Source organism: Streptomyces sp. ERV7 (assembly GCF_001653515.1).
Classification (GTDB): domain Bacteria; phylum Actinomycetota; class Actinomycetes; order Streptomycetales; family Streptomycetaceae; genus Streptomyces.
The window spans coordinates 1,064,220-1,081,505 of the sequence record NZ_LYOY01000051.1 but is presented as its reverse complement, the minus strand read 5'-3'; the positions used below and the strand labels follow the sequence as shown (position 1 = coordinate 1,081,505).

The window sequence follows — 17,286 nt, the reverse complement described above, 5'->3', positions numbered from 1 at the left end:
CGCGGGGGCGAGCGTGGGGATCAGGCCGGTGAGAACAGGTGGTCGCTGATGAGCCGGGCCGCGCCGGTGACCCCGGCGACCGGCCCCAACTCGCCCAGGACGATGGGGAGGTTGCCGGTCGCGAGCGGCAGGGACTGGCGGTAGACCTGGGTGCGGACGCTGGCCAGGAGGGTGTGGCCGAGGCCGGTCACCCCGCCGCCGATCACCACGAGGCCGGGGTTGAAGAAGGAGACCAGACCGGCGATGACCTGGCCGACGCGGTCGCCGCCGGCGCGGATCAGCTCCAGGGAGACGGCGTCCCCGGCGGACGCGGCCACCGCCACGTCCGCGGCGGTCAGGCGACCGGCCGCCGCGAGCCGGGCGGCGAGCTCGGCGGAGCGTCCGGAGTGTGCGGCGGCCTCGGCGTCACGGGCCAGGGCGGCACCGCTGAAGTGGGCTTCCAGACAGCCCTTGTTGCCGCAGGCGCAGGCGCGGCCGTCCGGTTCCACCTGGATGTGGCCGATGTCGCCGGCGCTGCCGGTGGTGCCCCGGTAGACCTCTCCGCCGACGACGATGCCGCAGCCGATGCCCGTGCCGATCTTGACGCAGAGGAAGTCGCCCACCGAGCGCGCCACGCCCGCGTGCTGCTCCCCCATCGCCATCAGGTTCACGTCGTTGTCGACCATGACCGGGCAGCCGAGTTCCTGGCTGAGCGCCTCGCGGACCGGGAAGCCGTCCCAGCCCGGCATGATCGGCGGGGCCACCGGGACGCCCTCGGGGAAGCGGACCGGCCCGGGGACGCCGATCCCGGCCCCGTCGAACCCCTCGGCGAGCCCGGTCGACCGCAACTTGGCGGCCATCGCGAGGACTTGCTCGAAGACGGCGACCGGTCCCTCGCGTACGTCCATGGGCTGGTTGAGGTGGCCCAGGACCTCCAGCTCCGCGTTGGTGACGGCGACGTCCACCGAGGTGGCGCCGATGTCCACGCCGAGGAAGCGCAGGCTCGGTGCGAGGCGGATGTTGTGGGAGCGGCGCCCGCCACGCGAGGCGGCGAGGCCGTCGGCCACCACGAGACCGGTCTCCAGGAGCCGTTCCACCTCGACGGCCAGCTTCGACCGGGAGAGGTCGACCTGATCGCCCAGCTGGGCCCGGGAGTTGGGCCCTCCGTCGCGCAGCAGCCGCAGCAGCCGCGCCTGATGGGCGTTGGCGGGTCGTGCCGTCATACGTCTCACGCGCCCCTCCCTGCCGTCGCGGCCGTGTGGCTTCGCAGGGGAACGTAGCAGCGCCGCTCCGGGGTGGGAAGAAGTTACGCAGGAATCGATGACGACTTTCCCCACACCGAGGACAAAGCCTGGACCGACGACAAGTCCCGGGTGCGCGACCGGACTTGGGCGGCTACGCCTGCCGCACCCGCTCGTGGTACGTGGTGCGGGTGTGCTCGGTGTGGGTCCGCATGACCGAGGTGGCGGTCTGCTCGTCGCGTGCGGAGATCGCCGCGGTGAGCTCGCGGTGCTCCACCCAGGACTGCCTGCCGCGACGGCGGGCCACCGGTGTGCAGTACCAGCGCACCCGGCGGTCCACCTGCGCCGCGAGCTCCGCGAGCACCGGGTTCCCGGCGAGCTCCATCACCTTGGCGTGGAACTCCGCGCTGGTCGCCACCGCCAGGTCCACGTCGTCGTCGGCGACCGCCCGCTCGCCCTCGGCGCACAGTGCCTCCAGGGCGGCGATCCCGGCCGAGCCGGAGTGGGCGGCGGCCAGCCGGGCGGCCTCGGCCTCCAGGAGGGTGCGGACGGAGAGGAGGTGGTCGGCCTCGTCCTCGGTGGGCTCGTGGACGAACGCACCCTGCGCGGGGCGCAGATCGACCCAGCCCTCGGTGTTCAGACGCTGGAGCGCCTCGCGGACCGGCTGCCGCGACACCCCGAGGTGCCCCGCCAGTTCACTCTCGACCAGGTGCTGGCCGGGGCGCAGCACGCGTGTGGTGATGAGTTCGAGCAGCGCCTCGTACACCCGCTCGCGCAGCGGTCCCGGCCGCTCCAGCTTGGGCACGGTTCCCTGCGGCAGTCCTGCGGACGACATCGGGCCCCCTCAAGGTCGGCCCCCGGCTCGCTCCACCGGCGACGCGATCGTCACGCTCGATTGGCTATCGTCTACAGTCTACCGATCGCGAAGTCCAGCGCGCCCGGTCCCCCGCGGCCGGTTCCGCGCCCCGCGCCCGACCGGCTACGGGCAGCGGATGACCTGGCCCGCGTAGGACAGGTTGCCGCCGAAGCCGAAGAGCAGGACCGGGTCGCCGGTGCCGATCTCGCCGCGTTCCACCAGCTTGGACAGGGCCATCGGGATGCTCGCGGCCGAGGTGTTGCCGGACTCCACCACATCGCGGGCGATCACCGCGTTCACCGCGCCGATCTTGCGGGCCACCGGCTCGATGATGCGGAGATTGGCCTGGTGCAGTACGACGGCGGCTAGTTCCTCGGGGGTGACCCCGGCCCGCTCGCACACCCGGCGCGCGATCGGCGGCAGTTGGGTGGTGGCCCAGCGGTAGACGGCCTGGCCCTCCTGGGCGAAGACCGGCGGGGTGCCCTCGATCCGTACGGCGTGGCCCATCTCGGGGACCGAGCCCCAGAGCACCGGGCCGATCAGCTCCTCCTCCGCGGCCTCCACCACGGCGGCGCCCGCGCCGTCGCCGACCAGGACGCAGGTGGTGCGGTCGGTCCAGTCGGTGATGCCGGTCATCTTGTCCGCGCCGATGACCAGGGCCCGGGTGGACGAGCCGGCCCGGACGGCGTGGTCGGCGGTGGCCAGGGCGTGGGTGAAGCCCGCGCAGACGACGTTGAGGTCCATGACCGCGGGCGAGCCCATGCCGAGGCGGGCGGCGACCCGGGCCGCGGTGTTCGGGGAGCGGTCGATCGCGGTGGAGGTGGCGACCAGGACCAGATCGATGTCGGCGGGGGTCAGCCCGGCGGCGGCCAGCGCCTTGGCGCCGGCGTGCGCGGCCAGTTCGTCGACCGGCTCGTCGGGCCCGGCGACATGGCGGGTGCGGATGCCGACCCGGCTGCTGATCCACTCGTCGCTGGTCTCGACCATGGCGGCGAGCTCGTCGTTGGTGAGCACCTTGGCGGGCTGGTAGTGCCCGAGCGCGACGACGCGTGAGCCTCGCATGCCGGTCATGCCGCGGTTTCCCCTCGTAGGACATCAGGAGCCATCCAGTCTTCGTGGCTACCGACCGGTACAGAGGCAAGAGATCCAACAGGCTTCCCGGCGCGCCTTTGGAGCCTTGTGTCAGCCGCCGTGCGTCCTGCCCCCGCAGCACGCCCGCTCCCTTGACCGCTCAAAGGCATACTGTCGACAATATTCTGTCGACCAGGCCCCTCCGCCGTGCGCCTCCGGTGCACCCGTACGCGGGGCGGCGGATCGAGAGCGTCGCCCCGGGCGGGGCCGTGAGCGCCACCCTGCCGCCCGAGCGGGCGATCGGCTGTGCGGTGTACGCGGCCACCGGGATCGAATCCCCCGGTGTCGTACGGCACTTGGAGGGGACCCGCAGCCTGGTCGAGGCCCATGCGCGCGGCGGGCACCTGGGACGAGGCGGCGCGGACGGCGACGACGACGGTGTGCGCGTACCGCGGCGTCGGCTGCAACCTCACCCTCCATGTGCAGGACAATGAGATCGTCAAGGTCACCTCACCGCACGACAACCCGGTGACCCACGGCAACCTCTGCATCAAGGGCCGCTTCGGCTTCCAGCACATACAAAGTGCCGGTCAGTAACGAATGCCGGTCGGAAACGAAGGAATTGCGTCATGGGACGGGTCACCGAGCGCCGCCGCGTCATCCGCATCCGGGACGGGGCCGTCTCCGCCCGGCCGGACACGCTGGTGGCCGAGGAGCCACTGGAGATCCGGCTGAACGGCCGGCCGCTCGCCATCACCATGCGCACCCCGGGGGACGACTTCGCGCTGGCGGCCGGGTTCCTGGTCAGCGAGGGCGTCATCGCGGCGGCCGACGAGGTGCAGTCGATCGTCTACTGCGCCGGGGCGACCGCCGACGGGGTCAACACGTACAACGTGGTGGACGTGAAGCTCTCCCCCGGTGTCGAGGTCCCCGACATCACGCTGGAGCGCAACGTGTACACCACGTCGTCCTGCGGGCTGTGCGGCAAGGCCAGCCTGGACGCCGTCCGTACGCAGGCGCGCTTCCCGATCGCCGACGCTCCCCCGGTCCGCGTCACGCCCGAACTGCTCGCGAGCCTCCCCGACCGGCTGCGCGCGGCCCAGCGGGTCTTCGACCGGACCGGGGGCCTGCACGCGGCCGCGCTCTTCACGGCGGAGGGCGAGCTGCTCGACGTACGGGAGGACGTGGGCCGGCACAACGCGGTGGACAAGCTGGTGGGGCGGGCCCTGCAGGACGGGCGGCTACCGCTGTCGCAGGCGGTGCTGCTGGTCTCGGGGCGGGCCTCGTTCGAGCTGGCCCAGAAGGCCGTGATGGCCGGGATCCCGCTGCTCGCCGCCGTCTCCGCGCCCTCGTCGCTGGCCGTGGACCTGGCCGCCGAGACGGGTCTGACCCTGGTCGGCTTCCTGCGGGGAGCCAACATGAACGTGTACGCGGGCGAGCACCGCATCGCCCTGGAGGCTCCGGCCGCCCAGGGCTGACGGGCCCGTTCCGCCGCACGGGTACCGGGCCCGGCCAGCGGGGAGCGCCGGCCGGGCCCCGCCGTTTCCCTGCGGCCCTCGCGCCGCCTACTCCGGCTCCTCCACCCCGATCCGCCGGAGCAGCGCCATCAGTTGCCCGCGCTCGGCCGCGCTCAGCGGTGCCAGGAGCTCGTCGTTGGCCCGCTCGGCCGCCGTCGCGCAGCGCGCCAGCATCGCCTCGCCCCGCGACGTGACCGTGACGGCGTTCTTGCGGCGGTCGCGCGGGTCCGGCTCTCGGACGACATACCCGTCGGCCTGGAGGTCGTTGAGGACGCCGACCAGGTCCTTGGGGTCGAGCGAGATCCGGCGCCCGAGCTCGGCCTGGGCGAGCGGCCCGTATTCGGAGACGGCCGCCAGCACGGCGTGGTGCCACATCTTCGCGCCCTCGTGCGCGATGGCCGCCGCCACCAGGCTCCGGCCCCGGGTGGCCGCCCGGCCGAGGACCCAGCTGGGCAGGGCCTGGATGCGCTGGAGTGCGGGGAGGGAGTCGGCTCGTCGGGTCACGGCACCGATCCTATCCAGAAACCATTGGACTTCCCAACGACTTCTTGTCTATCGTTGGGACATCCAACGAATTCCCCCATCCCCCTTCATCCACCCCGGGAGAGTCCATGCGCCGTGTTCGCTTCGAGGTCAACGGCGGCCCCGAGGTCCTGTTCACCGAGGACGTCGAGGCCCCCGCGCCCGGCCCCGGCGAACTGCTGGTCCGCACCGACGCCATCGGCGTCACCCTGCCCGTCGTCCGCAAGGTGCGCGAGGGCAGGGAGCCGTTCCCGCTCGGCGGCGAGGTCGCCGGCACGGTGGTCGCCCTCGGCGCGGGCGTCACCTCCTTCGCCGAGGGCGACCGGGTGACGGGGCTCTGCTTCTCGCACGGATACGCCGAACTGGCCGTCCTCCACGAGACCATGGCCTCCCGCATCCCCGGGCACGCCACCTCCGTCGAGGCGGTCGCGCTCGTCCGCAGCGGTCTGGTGGCCCGGGGCGCCTACGAGTCGGCCCGGCCGCAGCCGGGCGAGTCCGTCATGGTGACGGCGGCGGCGAGCGCGGTCGGCCAGCTCGCGCTCCAGCTGGCCCGGGGCGGCGGCGCGAGCCGGGTCGTGGCAGCCGTGAGCTCGGCCGACAAGGCCGATTTCGTACGGGAGAGGGGCGCCGACGAGGTCGTGCTCTACGGCGACGCCTCCTGGGGCGAGCCGGTCGACGTGATCCTCGACGGCGTCGGCGGCGAACTGCTCACCCCGGCGGTGAAGGCGCTCGCGCCCGGCGGCCGACTGGTCGCGTTCAGCTCGGGCGGCGGCACGGTCGAGGTCTACGACCTGCTGGTCGGCGGGAAGTCCGTGATCGCCTTCCAGATGGCGATGATCGCCCGCGGCAAGCCGGAGCTGTACGCGGCCTGGCGCGACGAGCTGTGGGAGCTGCACCGGAGCGGGAAGCTGCGCGCGGCCGTCCACGCCGAGCTGCCGCTGGAGGAGGCGGCCCGCGCCCATGAACTCATCGACTCACGGCGCAACCTGGGCAAGGTGGTGCTCGTCACGGGCGGCGCGTGAGGACGGGCGCCGCCCCGCCCCGGGCGAGCGGGCCGGGCTCCTCCAGCGGGTCGCGCGCCCGCCGCCGGGCGATGACCGCGCAGACCATCAGCTGCATCTGGTGGAAGAGCATCAGCGGCAGCACCGCCAGGGCCGCCTGGGCTCCGAACAGGACGCTGGCCATGGGCAGCCCGGCCGCCAGGCTCTTCTTGGACCCGGCGAACTGGATCGCGATCCGGTCGCCCCGGCCGAACCCGAGCCGCTTCGCCCCGTACCAGCTCAGCGCGAGCATCGCGGCGAGCAGGACCGCCTCGACCCCGAGCAGCGCGCCGAGGCGGCCCGGGCTCACCTGGTGCCAGATGCCCCGGACCATGCCCTCGCTGAACGCGGCGTAGACGACCAGCAGGATCGAGCCCCGGTCCACCAGGCTCAGCACCTTCCGGTGCCGGGCGAGGAAGCCTCCCACCCAGCGCCGCAGCAACTGCCCCGAGGCGAACGGCACCAGGAGCTGGAGGGCGATCTTCAGCACCGAGTCCGCCGAGACGCCTCCCGCGCTGCCGCCGAGCAGCAGCGCGGCGAGCAGCGGGGTCACGAAGATCCCGGCCAGGCTGGAGAACGAGCCCGCGCAGATCGCCGCGGGCACGTTTCCGCGCGCGATCGAGGTGAAGGCGATCGAGGACTGGATGGTGGAGGGGACCAGGCAAAGGAACAGCAGCCCGTGGAACAGGTCCGGGGTCAGCACCACCGGCACCAGGCCCCGCGCGGCGAGCCCCAGCAGCGGGAAGAGCACGAACGTACAGGCGAGGACCGTCACATGGAGCCGCCAGTGGCGCAGCCCGTCGAGGGCCTCCCGGGTGGAGAGCCGGGCCCCGTACAGGAAGAAGAGCAGGGCGACGGCCCCGGTCGACGCGCCGCTCGCCACGTGCGCGGCGCCGCCGGAGACCGGGAGCAGCGCCGCCAGGGCCACCGTGGCGATCAGCGTCATGATGAACGGGTCGATCGGCAGCCAGGACGGCAGCTGGGGCGTGCGGCGGTTCATCTGCTCCACTTCGCTCTGTGCTCGGCGCCGTGCTTCGGCTCTGCGTACGGGCGGGTCGTGCCCTCTCGATGATTCACCTCCGGCGGCCGATCGGGAATCCCGTACACCACTCTGACTGTCATCACGTTCCGCGATAACCTGCTGCCGTGTACGAGCCGCAGCAGCTCCGGACCTTCCTCGCCGTCGCGCAGACGCTGAGCTTCACCCAGGCCGCGCGGCGGCTGGGGCTGCGGCAGTCCACGGTCAGCCAGCACGTGCGGCGCCTTGAGGAGGCGACCGGGCGGCCGCTGTTCAGCCGGGACACGCACAGCGTCCGGCTCACCGAGGACGGCGAGGCGATGCTCGGCTTCGCCCGGACGATCCTGGCCGCGCACGAGCGGGCCGCCGCTTACTTCACCGGGACCCGGCTGCGCGGGCGGCTGCGGTTCGGCGCCTCCGAGGACTTCGTGCTCACCCGGCTCCCCGAGGTCCTGGAGTCCTTCCGGCGCGACCACCCTGAGGTCGACCTGGAGCTGACGGTCGAGCTGTCCGGCACCCTGCACCGCCGCCTCGAGGCGGGCCGCCTCGACCTGGTGCTGGCCAAGCGGCGCCCGGGCGACACCCACGGCGAGCGGGTCTGGCAGGACGCCCTGTGCTGGATCGGCGCGCCGGGGCTGCGCCTGGACCCCGACCGGCCGGTGCCACTGATCCTCTTCCCGCCGCCGGGCATCACCCGGGCCCGGGCGCTGGAAGTCCTGGAGGAGCACGGCCGGGCGTGGCGGATCGCCTGCACCAGCGGCAGCCTGAGCGGACTGGTCGCGGCGGCCCGGGCGGGGCTCGGCGTGATGGCCCACACCCGCGGTCTGGTCCCGCCGGGGCTGGCGCCGCTGCCGGCGAGGTCGGGGCTGCCGGAGCTGGGGCCGGTGGACTTCGTCCTGCTGCACGGCGGGCGCCGCCCCTCGGCGCAGGAGGCGGCGGACGCGCTCGCGGCGGCGATCCTGGCGAGCGGTCTCAGCCCCCGTACGTCAGCTGCTTGACCTGGCGCAGTAAAGGGGCGGTCTCCACGTGCTGGACCCCTTCCAGCGTGCCGAGCTTCTCGCTGAGATACGTGTAGAGCCCGGCCGGATCGCGGCAGATGACCACCGCGACGAGGTTGGCGGGGCCCGAGGTGGCACCGGCGAAGGCGACCTCCGGGTGCGCGGCGAGGGCCGCGCCCACGGTGGCCAGCGCCGAGGGAGCCACCGTGATCCACAGCAGCGCCCTGGTCCGGAAGCCGAACCGGGTCGTGTCGAACTCGACGTCGATGAACAGGGCGCCGCAGCGCAGCAGCTGGTCCAGGCGCCGCTTGACCGCGGACTCCGAGCGCCCGGTGGCCTTCTGGAGCTCGGGGTAGCCCGCCCGTGCGTCGCGGGCGAGCGCGGCGATGAGAGCCTCGTCCTCCGCGTCGAGCCGGATCGGCCCGGCCGGGGGCTCCACCGGCGCGGGCAGCAGCGCGGCCCGCTCCTCGGCGGTGAGGACCGAGTCCTTGGCGAACCAGCCGAGCGGGCCGCCGTAGAAGCGGTGGAGCAGCTGGTGGGCGCCGATCTCGACGATGCTCGGGGTGCGCGGCAGCTTGCCGAGCAGCAGCGCCTCGTGGTCCTCGGGCCGGCGCGCCTCGGTGGTGCACACCACCTCGGTGCCGCCCGAGGTCAGCCCGATCCAGGCGGTGTCGGGCCGCCGGGCCAGCGCCGTGGCGATGGAGACGGACGCGTCGGGGGTGCAGCGCAGCCGCAGCATCCAGCGGGTGCGGCCGAGCCGTTCGGGGTCGCGGACCCCGACGACCCTCAGCTCGCCGTCCGCGTACAGCCTGCGGTAGCGGCGGGCGACGGTCTGGTCGGAGACACCGAGCACGGCGGCGATCCGGCTGAACGGGGCCCGGCCGTCCAGGGCGAACGCGCTCACCAGCCGCTGGTCCAGCTCGTCGAACTCGGGTGAATCCATCGCCCTGAACCCCTTCGGTGTCGGATTCCTGCGTGCTGAGCGGGCTGGGTGGAGCTTTGGCCCGGCCGCGACCGATCGTACGGGACGTCGAACGAACAAGGTCGGAGGAATGAGATGCGCAAGTGGGGACCGTTGGTCGCCGTGTGTCTGGGAACGTTCATGCTGCTCCTGGACGTGACCATCGTGACGGTCGCTCTCCCGGACATGGCGAGTTCACTGGACGCCTCGCTGTCGAGTCTGCAGTGGGTGATCGACGTGTACGCGCTGGCGCTGGCCGCGCTGCTGCTCGGCGCGGGCGCGGGCGCCGACACGGCCGGGCGCCGGAAGTTCTACGCGGCGGGCACGGTGCTCTTCGCGGGCGCCTCGCTCGCCTGCGGGCTGGCGGGCGACGCGGGGACGCTGATCGCGATGCGCGCGCTCCAGGGGGTCGGCGCCGCCGCGATGTTCGCGACCACGCTGCCGCTGCTCGGCGCCGCCTACCAGGGCCGCGACCGCTCGGTGGCGCTCGGGGTGTGGGGCGCGGTCAACGGCGCCGCCGCGGCCCTCGGCCCGATCCTGGGCGGGCTGCTCACCGAGGGCTTCGGCTGGCGGTGGATCTTCTTCGTCAACCTGCCGGTGAGCGCCGCCGCGGTGTGGCTGACGGTCCGGGTGGTCCCGGAGTCCAAGAGCCCGGCGGCCGGCCGTACCGACTGGGCGGGCACGGTCCTGTTCGCGCTCTTCGCCGCGGCCCTCACCTACGGGGCGGTCAACGCGGGCTCCGACGGCTGGGGCGACTCGCGCACCCTGCTCTCCTTCGCCGTGTCGGCGGCCGCGCTGCTCGCCTTCGCCGTGGTGGAGAGCCGCACCGAGCGGCCGCTGATGGATCTGTCGCTGCTGCGGCGACCCGCCTTCGTCGGCGTCCTGGTGGCGGCCCTCGCGCTGAACTCGGCCGCCTTCGGGGTGCTCCCGTACACCTCGATCTGGCTCCAGACGCTCCTGGACATGAGCCCGGTGACCGGCGGTCTGGCGCTGGTGCCGCTGGCGCTGGCCTCGTTCGTGACCTCGGCGCTCGGCGGCCGGTTCCTGCACGGCGTCTCGCAGCGGCTGCTGATCTGTGCCGGGCTGCTGCTCATCGCCGCCGGTCTGTTCGGCCAGGCGCTGCTCGACGCGGGATCCGACTGGACGGCGCTGGTGGCCGGTCTGGTGGTGACCGGCATCGGGGTGGGCCTGGTCAGCCCGGCGCTGGCGTCGGCGGCGCTCGCCTCGGTGCCCCAGCGCAGCAGCGGCATGGCGACCGGCGCGATGAACACCGTGCGCCAGCTCGGCTACGCGGTGAGCATCGCGGTGTTCGGCACCCTCGCCACCTCCCGGATGGCCGACTCGCTGGACAGCACGCCCGAGGCCCGGGCGCTGGCGGGCGGCGCGGCCGGTTCGCTGCGCGGCCGGGTCCCCGACGAGGCGCTGCACACCGCCTTCGCCTCGGGTCTGAACGGGGCCGCGGTGGCCGCCGGGGCACTCGCCGTGGTGGCCGGTCTCGCCGTGTTCGCGCTGGTGCGGACGCCTACGGCCGCACCCACCCAGGTACGTACCAAGGGCGCGATCCCGGTAGAGCGGGCGTGACCAGGTCGTACAGATTCCGTGGAGAAAAAACGGCCCGCTACTGACTCCAGGGTCAGAATGCGGGCCGTACGGCCCCTACAGGGCCGCATCCACGGTGCTGACCTGTGGTGATGGGCGTCACTGTCGCACTTGACCGGATTCCTTGAGGCCCCTCCCGTCGGGACCCCCGTTGGGGTACCGTCACCGGCGCTGTGCGGAGCGCCACAAGGAGCAAGGTATTGCGCGAGTTCACTGTCCCACCCATGGCGATGGCGCCTCACGTCGGCGGGCTGGCGGACGTCGTGTTCGACCACGCCCTCGACGATCCGGACCGGGTCGCCCTGGCCCGCAAGGACGAGGCGGGCCAGTGGCAGGACGTGACCTCGGCACGCTTTCGCGACGAGGTGCTGGCGCTCGCCAAAGGGCTGATCGCGGACGGTGTGCGGTTCGGGGACCGGGTCGCCGTGATGTCCCGCACCCGCTACGAGTGGACGCTCTTCGACTTCGCGCTCTGGTCCATCGGCGCCCAGCCGGTGCCCATCTACCCGACCTCCTCCGCCGAGCAGGTCTTCTGGATGCTGCACGACTCCGAGGTCACCGCGTGCGTGGTCGAGCACGAGGACCACGCCATGACCATCGGCTCGGTGGTGGACCGGCTGCCGCACCTCAAACGCCTGTGGCAGCTCGACGCGGGGGCGCTGGCCGAGCTCCTCGCGGCGGGCGCGCAGATCGAGGACGACGTGGTGCACCGCCACCGGCGCGCGGTCACACCCGAGTCGACCGCGACCGTCATCTACACCTCCGGCACCACCGGCCGCCCCAAGGGCTGTGTGATCACCCACGCCAACTTCATGTTCGAGGCGGACACCATGGTCGCCCGCTGGGAGCCGGTGTTCCACTCGCGCCCCGGCGACGAGGCGTCGACCCTGCTGTTCCTGCCGCTGGCGCACGTCTTCGGCCGGATGGTGGAGGTCGCCGCGGTCCGGGGCCGGGTGAAGCTCGGCCACCAGCCCGCGCTCTCCGCCTCCGCGCTCCTGCCCGACCTCCAGTCCCTGCGGCCGACCTTCATCCTGGCGGTCCCCTACATCTTCGAGAAGGTCTTCAACGCCGCCCGCCGGCGCGCCGAGGCGGACGGCAGGACGGGGCCCTTCGACAAGGCCGTCGAGATCGCGGTGAAGTACGCGGAGGCGCTGGAGCAGAAGGCCTTCGGCCTGGGCCCGGGTCCCTCGGCGGCGCTGCGGATGCAGCACCAGTTCTTCGAGAAGGTCGTCTACGGCAAGGTCCGCGAGGCGATGGGCGGGCGGGTGCGGCACGCCATGTCCGGCGGTTCCAGCATGGGCCGCCGCCTCGCCCTCTTCTTCGCCGGCGCGGGCGTGACGATCTACGAGGGGTACGGGCTGACCGAGACCACGGCCGCCGCCACCGCCAACCCGCCCGAGCGCACCCGGTTCGGCACGGTCGGTCTGCCGGTGCCGGGCACCACCGTGCACATCGCCGAGGACGGCGAGGTGTGGCTGCACGGCGGCCAGGTCTTCTCGGGCTACCTCAACGAGCCCAAGGCGACCGAGAAGGTCCTCAAGGACGGCTGGCTGGCCACCGGCGACATCGGCGCCCTCGACGAGGACGGCTATCTGACCATCACCGGCCGCAAGAAGGAGATCCTGGTGACCTCCGGCGGCAAGAGCGTCTCGCCGGTGGCCCTGGAGGAGCGGGTCAGGGCGCACCCGCTGGTGGCCCAGTGCATCGTCGTCGGCAACGACCGCCCCTACATCGCCGCCCTGGTCACCCTCGACCAGGAGGGCGTGGACCACTGGCTGGCGATGCGCAACAAACCGTCGATGACCGCGTCCGAGCTCGTACGCGACCCCGACCTGGAGACCGAGGTGCGGCGCGCGGTGGTCGCCGCCAACACCCTGGTCTCCCAAGCCGAGCAGATCCGTACCTTCCGGATCCTCGCCCATCAGTTCACCGAGGAGCACGGTCTGCTCACCCCGTCGCTGAAGCTCAAGCGGCGGGCCATCGAGGAGGCCTACACGGTGGAGGTGGACGCCTTGTACCGCTGAGCCGTCGCGGTACAGGGCGCGCCACCCCCGTGTCAGCCGGTCGGTCCGCCTCTCACTCGGGTCACTTGATCAGCACCTTGAAGACCTTGTCCGAACCGTCGGGTGCGTGTCCGTTGTTGTCGCAGTTGGTGGTCGACAGCCACAGCGCGTCCTCGCCCGGCACCTTGGTGACCGTGCGCAGCCGTCCGTAGGAGCCGACGTAGTACGCGGTCGGTGTGCCCACGCTCTCGGTGTCGCCGTTGATGGGGATGCGCCACAGCCGTTCGCCCTTGAGCGCCGCCATGTAGATGACGTTGCGGACGATGGCGATACCGCTGGGCGAGGCCTGGGCGACGGGCCAGGACGCCTTCGGGTTGGTCATCCCCGCCGTGGAGCAGGAGCCCTCGCACACCGGCCAGCCGTAGTTGTTGCCCGGTTTGATGAGGTTGAGCTCGTCCTTGGAGCTGTTGCCGAACTCGGCCTCCCACAGCCGCCCGTCGCGGTCGAAGGCCAGGCCCTGCGGGTTGCGGTGGCCGTAGCTGTAGAGATGGGTGCCGAACGGGTTGCCGGGAGCCGGCTTGCCGTCGGTGGTCATCCGCAGGATCTTGCCGTTGAGGGAGTTCTTGTCCTGGGCGAGGTCGGGCGTCTGGGCCTCACCGGTCGCGGCGTACAGATACCCGTCCGGGCCGAACGCGAGCCGTCCGCCGTTGTGGTACTTGCTCTTCTTGATCCCCTTCAGCAGGACGGTGTACCCGCCGAGCGCACCCCCGTCGTACGTCATCCGCACGATCCGGTTGCCCTCGGAGGCGCTGTGCATGAAGTAGACGTAGTGGTCGGTGGCCCACCCGGGGTCGACCGCGACGCCCATCAGACCGCCCTCACCGTCGGTGGTGACGGCGTTCGGCACGGTTCCCACCTGCGTCTTCGTGCCGGCCGGGGTCAACTTGTAGACCTTGAAGCTGTCCCGCTCGGTGACCAGCGCGCTCGATCCGTCCGGCATCCAGAAGGTGCCCCACGGGATCGTCCAGCCGCTGGAGAGCGTGCTGATGGAGGACGGGACACCGCCGTCGCTCCGGCAGGCACCGGTGGTGAAGGTGACCGCGTTGCCCGCCGGTGAGGTGTTGCCGCCCGCGTCCCTGGCCACCACGGTCAGGGTGTACGGGCTGTCGCAGGCGAGCCCGGTCACGGTGGTGCTGGTGGCGGGCGGTTTCCCGGTGACGGTCTGGTAGACGCCGGCGCCGCTGCGCACCTCGTACGCGGTGACGCCCTTGTCGTCGGTGGAGGCACCCCACTTCAGGTCCGCGCTGGTGGCGGTGATGTGGGAGGAGGTGAGGGTGCCGGGTCTGGTCGGCGGGGTGGTGTCGGTGCTGGGCCGGGTGGTGCAGTCGGCGGCGGGGCTGGCCGGGGAGACGTTTCCGGCCGCGTCCCGGGCGAACACCGTCAGGTTGTACGGGGTGTCGGGGCGCAGGCCCGTGAGGGTGTCGGAGGTGAGGTTGCCCGCCACCTCGCCGATCTTGTTGCCGTGCTCGTAGACGTCGTACATCGAGACGCCCACGTTGTCGCTGGAGGCGCCCCAGTTCAGGGTGAGCGCGTCCTCGGTGATCGCCGAACAGCTGGGCGCGCCCGGCGCGGTGGGTGCCTGGCCGTCGCCGCCGGAGGCCTGGACGTCGAGGTAGTCGATGTTGGCGAGCCCCGCCGCGGAGGTGGCGCTGAGCCGGATCCTGTTGCTGCCCGCCCTCACCGGCGCGGTGAGGGCGGAGGTGGCCCAGGTGTCCCAGTCGGCGGTGGCGCCGAAGGCGCGTGCGGCGGACACGGCGGTGCCGTTGACCAGGACGTCGGCGGGGCGGTCGGCGGTGGTGCCGTTGGAGTAGCGGACACCCACCGTCGCGTTGCCCGCGGCGGCCGCGTCGACCGTGAACTCGACGTACGCGCCCACCGCGTTGCCGGAGTTGACGAACCCGGTGCCCGAGTAGCCGGTGTGGTTGGCGTCGACCGTGGAGCCGGCCGAGTAGGCGCCCTGCTCCGCCTCGTAGCGGGTGGGGGCGGCGGACGCGGACTGCGGCACCGTCTGCACCAGCGCGGCGCAGAGCAGCAGCACGGCACTCGCGGCGGTCTTCCTCGTCAGGCTTCTCGCAGGTCGTGGGGGTGGTGCGAGACGCATCTGATCCTCCTTCACCCTCTTCACGGCACCCAGTGGTTGCCGGATGCGACGATCATGGACTGGAGCTGGACGCTGGCTCCGTAGTAGAGCTTCGGGTTCACCGGGGTGGCGGCGAGCTTGCCCCAGAGCGCGTCGAGCCAGGCCTGCGAGCCGGGGTCGGTGAGCGCGGTGACGGCGAACGGGGCGGTGAACGCCATGTCGTCGCCGTTCTCGAAGGCCGAGCCGTTGAGGTGGTAGCCGGTACCGATCTTGTTCGGATCGCCGCCGGCCTTGGCCTTGATCCAGCCGTTGATCTTGCGCGCGGAGGCGAGCGAGGCGGCGTCGCCGCTGGTCACGGCGTCCGCACCGATACGCCATGGGTCACGGCAGGCGTTCCAGCCGAAGTCGCCGTCGTGGGAGCTTTCGAGCACCTTGCCCGACGCGGGCCTGGGTGTCTTGTCGGTACTGACGACGAAGTCGGCCAACAGCCCGGTCGTGGAGGCGTACTTGGACTGCTGCGAGGTGATCAGGTGCTGGTGCGCGGCGCGGATCGTGTCCCAGGCGCTGTCGCCGGTGGCGGTCCGGAACGCCCGGAAGTGGTCGATCATCCAGTCCGAGGAGCGGGTGATCCAGTGGTGCGACTCGCCCGACCCGGACCAGTCACCGAGCAGCATGAGGTGGGTGGTGGAGTTGACCTCGCTCTTCTTGATGGCGGCGATGTGCTTCACCGCCAGACTCCTGTAGTCGTACGTACCGCCGCTCCCCCACTGCCGGTCGGCGAGCAGCAGTCCGTACGCCACATCGAGGTCGCCGTCGGTGGCCGAGTCGGAGCCGTCGACGCTCTTGCAGGAGGAGTCCTGCTCGGCGGCGAGCAGCCCGGAGTTGTTCACCGAGGGGTGGGCCAGGGTGTATTTCACGAGCCCGTCGAAGATCTTCCTCGCGTCGGCGTCCGCGCCCGCCATCAGCGCGGTGACGACCATCCCGTAGCCCTGCCCCTCGGCCACATAGGGGTGGTCGGCGTCCGGCGAGCGCACCTGGTACCAGCCGTTGCCGCAGTTCTGCTTCACGAACGCGGACTTCCACGCCTTGTACGTGGCGACGACCTGCTGGTCGAGCGCCGACTGCGTGCCGCTGGGCTTCAACGTGCCCGCCGCGTAGGGGAACTGGTGGCTGCCGAAGGGGACGGCCGGGCCGGCGCTCGCCGCGGCGGCGGGCTGGGTGGTGGCGAGCGCGGTGACCAGGAGGCCCGCCACGGCCGCGAGGGCACCGGCCGCGGGGAGGCGGCGTCGTATCCGCTGCTGTGTCATCTCCACTCCCTCAGCCGGTGTACTGGACGACGATCTTGGTGAAGGCGTAGGGCGCCTGGGAGACACCGCTGCAGGCGTCGCCGCTGCCGCCCGAGCCGCACTGGCGGTCCCGGTTGACCGACCAGAAGGAGAACCGCGCGATGTGGTGCTGCCTGGCGTAGCCGAGGATGGTCTGGAAGTCGCCGGTGGTGACGGTCTCACCGGCCTCGTCGGTCCTGCCGTTCATGGAGGACACACCGATGTGCCGGTACGCGGTGTCGTCGCCGTAGCCGTACGCGCTCTTCACCGCCGCCTTCAGCCCTTCGAGGGCGCTCACGGTCGCCGAGCCCATGGAGCCGCTGCGGCCCCCGAAGTCGAACGGCATGATCACCCAGCCGTCGTTGGCGAGCCCGGCGGCGGCGCCCTTCTTGATGAGGTCCTTGCCGTTGGCGTCCGGCCCACCGGGTGTGGTCCCCATGGTCACGTAGGTGACGATCCCGGGGTTGTCGGTCTTGACGATCTTCAGCGCGTCGACGACCCGCTTGCGCACGGTGGCGTTGGAGAACTCGGTGTCCTCGATGTCGATGTCCAGCGCCTTGAGGTGATACGCGTTGATCACCTTCTGGTAGGCGCCGGCCAGCGCGGAGGCGCTGGAGCACTTCTCGCCGAGCTTGTTCCCGCTCCAGCCGCCGACGGAGACGACGACATCGCCGCCCGCGCCCCGGATGGCGTTGATCGCGGACTGGTCCGAGCCGCCGGTGAGCGCCCGCGACCCGTCCCACTTCGGGTTGCAGCCGCCGTCGGAGAGGATGAACGCCAGGGTGAACCACTTGACGCCGGTGGCGGCCATGACGTCGGTGGGCTTCTGCGGGCTGCCCCAGCCCAGGTACTCGTAGGGGGCGGCGGCCATGGTGCCCGCGGCGAGCGGCGGGGAGGCGACGGTCCCGGGCGCGGAGGCGAGGGCCCTGGGGGCCGGCCGCGACCAGGGGCAGGACGAGACAGCCGAGGCCGGCGGCGACCGCGGCGGCGCGGCGTCGGGGAGCGGCAGCGTGCAT

14 protein-coding genes and 2 pseudogenes are annotated in these 17,286 nt (G+C 72.3%); 7 read left to right on the top strand and 9 right to left on the bottom strand.

All coding sequences use genetic code 11. From position 1 onward, the window contains the following. Positions 1-20: 20 nt before the first annotated feature. The 3 genes from A8W25_RS27735 to A8W25_RS27725 all read right to left on the bottom strand — a co-directional run bounded on the left by A8W25_RS27735 (position 21) and on the right by A8W25_RS27725 (position 3,138). Positions 21-1,202, bottom strand: a complete 1,182-nt coding sequence (locus A8W25_RS27735; protein ID WP_067166357.1) for an ROK family transcriptional regulator — start codon at positions 1,200-1,202, stop codon at positions 21-23. Positions 1,203-1,374: 172 nt separating this feature from the next. Then, entirely contained in the window at positions 1,375-2,055 is a 681-nt protein-coding gene (locus A8W25_RS27730; protein WP_067166354.1) for a GntR family transcriptional regulator, read from the bottom strand. 144 nt (positions 2,056-2,199) lie between these two features. Further along, positions 2,200-3,138, bottom strand: coding sequence for a beta-ketoacyl-ACP synthase III (locus tag A8W25_RS27725; protein ID WP_067167320.1), 939 nt, complete (start codon positions 3,136-3,138; stop codon positions 2,200-2,202). A 233-nt stretch (positions 3,139-3,371) separates the two neighbouring features. Here A8W25_RS27725 and A8W25_RS33685 point away from each other — a divergent pair. The 3 genes and pseudogenes from A8W25_RS33685 to fdhD all read left to right on the top strand — a co-directional run. After that, positions 3,372-3,518, top strand: a pseudogene (locus A8W25_RS33685) (oxidoreductase); the annotation flags it as partial. Between the two features lie 16 nt (positions 3,519-3,534). Next, positions 3,535-3,744: pseudogene (locus A8W25_RS27720) on the top strand (Fe-S-binding domain-containing protein); the annotation flags it as partial. A 32-nt stretch (positions 3,745-3,776) separates the two neighbouring features. After that, entirely contained in the window at positions 3,777-4,625 is an 849-nt protein-coding gene (gene fdhD, locus A8W25_RS27715) for a formate dehydrogenase accessory sulfurtransferase FdhD (protein WP_067166350.1), read from the top strand. Positions 4,626-4,712: 87 nt separating this feature from the next. Here the strand turns inward: fdhD and A8W25_RS27710 are convergent, their stop codons facing one another. Then, positions 4,713-5,168, bottom strand: a complete 456-nt coding sequence (locus A8W25_RS27710; protein ID WP_067166349.1) for a MarR family winged helix-turn-helix transcriptional regulator — start codon at positions 5,166-5,168, stop codon at positions 4,713-4,715. Positions 5,169-5,275: 107 nt separating this feature from the next. Here A8W25_RS27710 and A8W25_RS27705 point away from each other — a divergent pair, with 107 nt between their 5' ends. Beyond that, entirely contained in the window at positions 5,276-6,208 is a 933-nt protein-coding gene (locus tag A8W25_RS27705) for a quinone oxidoreductase family protein (RefSeq protein ID WP_067166346.1), read from the top strand. Here A8W25_RS27705 and A8W25_RS27700 read toward each other — a convergent pair. Further along, positions 6,192-7,226, bottom strand: a complete 1,035-nt coding sequence (locus A8W25_RS27700; RefSeq protein WP_067166344.1) for a bile acid:sodium symporter family protein — start codon at positions 7,224-7,226, stop codon at positions 6,192-6,194. The genes A8W25_RS27705 and A8W25_RS27700 overlap by 17 nt on opposite strands. Before the next feature lie 146 nt (positions 7,227-7,372). On the opposite strand from A8W25_RS27700, the gene A8W25_RS27695 reads away from it, so the two are divergent. Then, complete coding sequence (locus A8W25_RS27695; RefSeq protein ID WP_067166341.1) at positions 7,373-8,242, top strand: LysR substrate-binding domain-containing protein; 870 nt, start codon at positions 7,373-7,375, stop codon at positions 8,240-8,242. Here the strand turns inward: A8W25_RS27695 and A8W25_RS27690 are convergent. Beyond that, positions 8,217-9,185, bottom strand: coding sequence for an Lrp/AsnC family transcriptional regulator (locus A8W25_RS27690; RefSeq protein ID WP_067166339.1), 969 nt, complete (start codon positions 9,183-9,185; stop codon positions 8,217-8,219). The genes A8W25_RS27695 and A8W25_RS27690 overlap by 26 nt on opposite strands. 114 nt (positions 9,186-9,299) lie before the next feature. On the opposite strand from A8W25_RS27690, the gene A8W25_RS27685 reads away from it, so the two are divergent. Beyond that, positions 9,300-10,784, top strand: coding sequence for an MFS transporter (locus A8W25_RS27685; protein WP_067166337.1), 1,485 nt, complete (start codon positions 9,300-9,302; stop codon positions 10,782-10,784). 242 nt (positions 10,785-11,026) lie between these two features. Next, positions 11,027-12,826 carry an AMP-dependent synthetase/ligase gene (locus tag A8W25_RS27680; protein WP_067166334.1) on the top strand — a complete coding sequence of 600 codons (1,800 nt, stop codon included), beginning with the start codon at positions 11,027-11,029 and terminating at the stop codon, positions 12,824-12,826. A 61-nt stretch (positions 12,827-12,887) separates the two neighbouring features. Here A8W25_RS27680 and A8W25_RS35480 read toward each other — a convergent pair whose 3' ends face one another. From A8W25_RS35480 to A8W25_RS27665, 3 genes are read right to left on the bottom strand one after another with little or no spacing between them, the layout of a single operon-like run. Continuing rightward, positions 12,888-14,966 carry a PQQ-dependent sugar dehydrogenase gene (locus A8W25_RS35480; RefSeq protein WP_079126434.1) on the bottom strand — a complete coding sequence of 693 codons (2,079 nt, stop codon included), beginning with the start codon at positions 14,964-14,966 and terminating at the stop codon, positions 12,888-12,890. 20 nt (positions 14,967-14,986) lie between these two features. Beyond that, on the bottom strand, positions 14,987-16,252 hold the full coding sequence (locus tag A8W25_RS27670) for a glycosyl hydrolase family 8 (protein ID WP_107470803.1): 1,266 nt from the start codon (positions 16,250-16,252) through the stop codon (positions 14,987-14,989). Positions 16,253-16,262: 10 nt separating this feature from the next. Continuing rightward, a complete protein-coding gene (locus tag A8W25_RS27665; RefSeq protein ID WP_234386599.1) occupies positions 16,263-17,141 on the bottom strand; it encodes a chitinase in 879 nt (292 codons plus the stop codon). Positions 17,142-17,286 lie beyond the last annotated feature (145 nt).

What these genes read in the sequence shown, in the direction of transcription:
- A8W25_RS27735 (WP_067166357.1), bottom strand. Translation starts at nt 1,202, where the DNA reads ATGACGGCACGACCCGCCAACGCCCATCAGGCGCGGCTGCTGCGGCTG.
- A8W25_RS27730 (WP_067166354.1), bottom strand. Translation starts at nt 2,055, where the DNA reads ATGTCGTCCGCAGGACTGCCGCAGGGAACCGTGCCCAAGCTGGAGCGG.
- A8W25_RS27725 (WP_067167320.1), bottom strand. Translation starts at nt 3,138, where the DNA reads ATGCGAGGCTCACGCGTCGTCGCGCTCGGGCACTACCAGCCCGCCAAG.
- fdhD (WP_067166350.1), top strand. Translation starts at nt 3,777, where the DNA reads ATGGGACGGGTCACCGAGCGCCGCCGCGTCATCCGCATCCGGGACGGG.
- A8W25_RS27705 (WP_067166346.1), top strand. Translation starts at nt 5,276, where the DNA reads ATGCGCCGTGTTCGCTTCGAGGTCAACGGCGGCCCCGAGGTCCTGTTC.
- A8W25_RS27700 (WP_067166344.1), bottom strand. Translation starts at nt 7,226, where the DNA reads ATGAACCGCCGCACGCCCCAGCTGCCGTCCTGGCTGCCGATCGACCCG.
- A8W25_RS27690 (WP_067166339.1), bottom strand. Translation starts at nt 9,185, where the DNA reads ATGGATTCACCCGAGTTCGACGAGCTGGACCAGCGGCTGGTGAGCGCG.
- A8W25_RS27685 (WP_067166337.1), top strand. Translation starts at nt 9,300, where the DNA reads ATGCGCAAGTGGGGACCGTTGGTCGCCGTGTGTCTGGGAACGTTCATG.
- A8W25_RS27680 (WP_067166334.1), top strand. Translation starts at nt 11,027, where the DNA reads ATGGCGATGGCGCCTCACGTCGGCGGGCTGGCGGACGTCGTGTTCGAC.
- A8W25_RS35480 (WP_079126434.1), bottom strand. Translation starts at nt 14,966, where the DNA reads ATGCGTCTCGCACCACCCCCACGACCTGCGAGAAGCCTGACGAGGAAG.
- A8W25_RS27670 (WP_107470803.1), bottom strand. Translation starts at nt 16,252, where the DNA reads ATGACACAGCAGCGGATACGACGCCGCCTCCCCGCGGCCGGTGCCCTC.
- A8W25_RS27665 (WP_234386599.1), bottom strand. Translation starts at nt 17,141, where the DNA reads ATGGCCGCCGCCCCCTACGAGTACCTGGGCTGGGGCAGCCCGCAGAAG.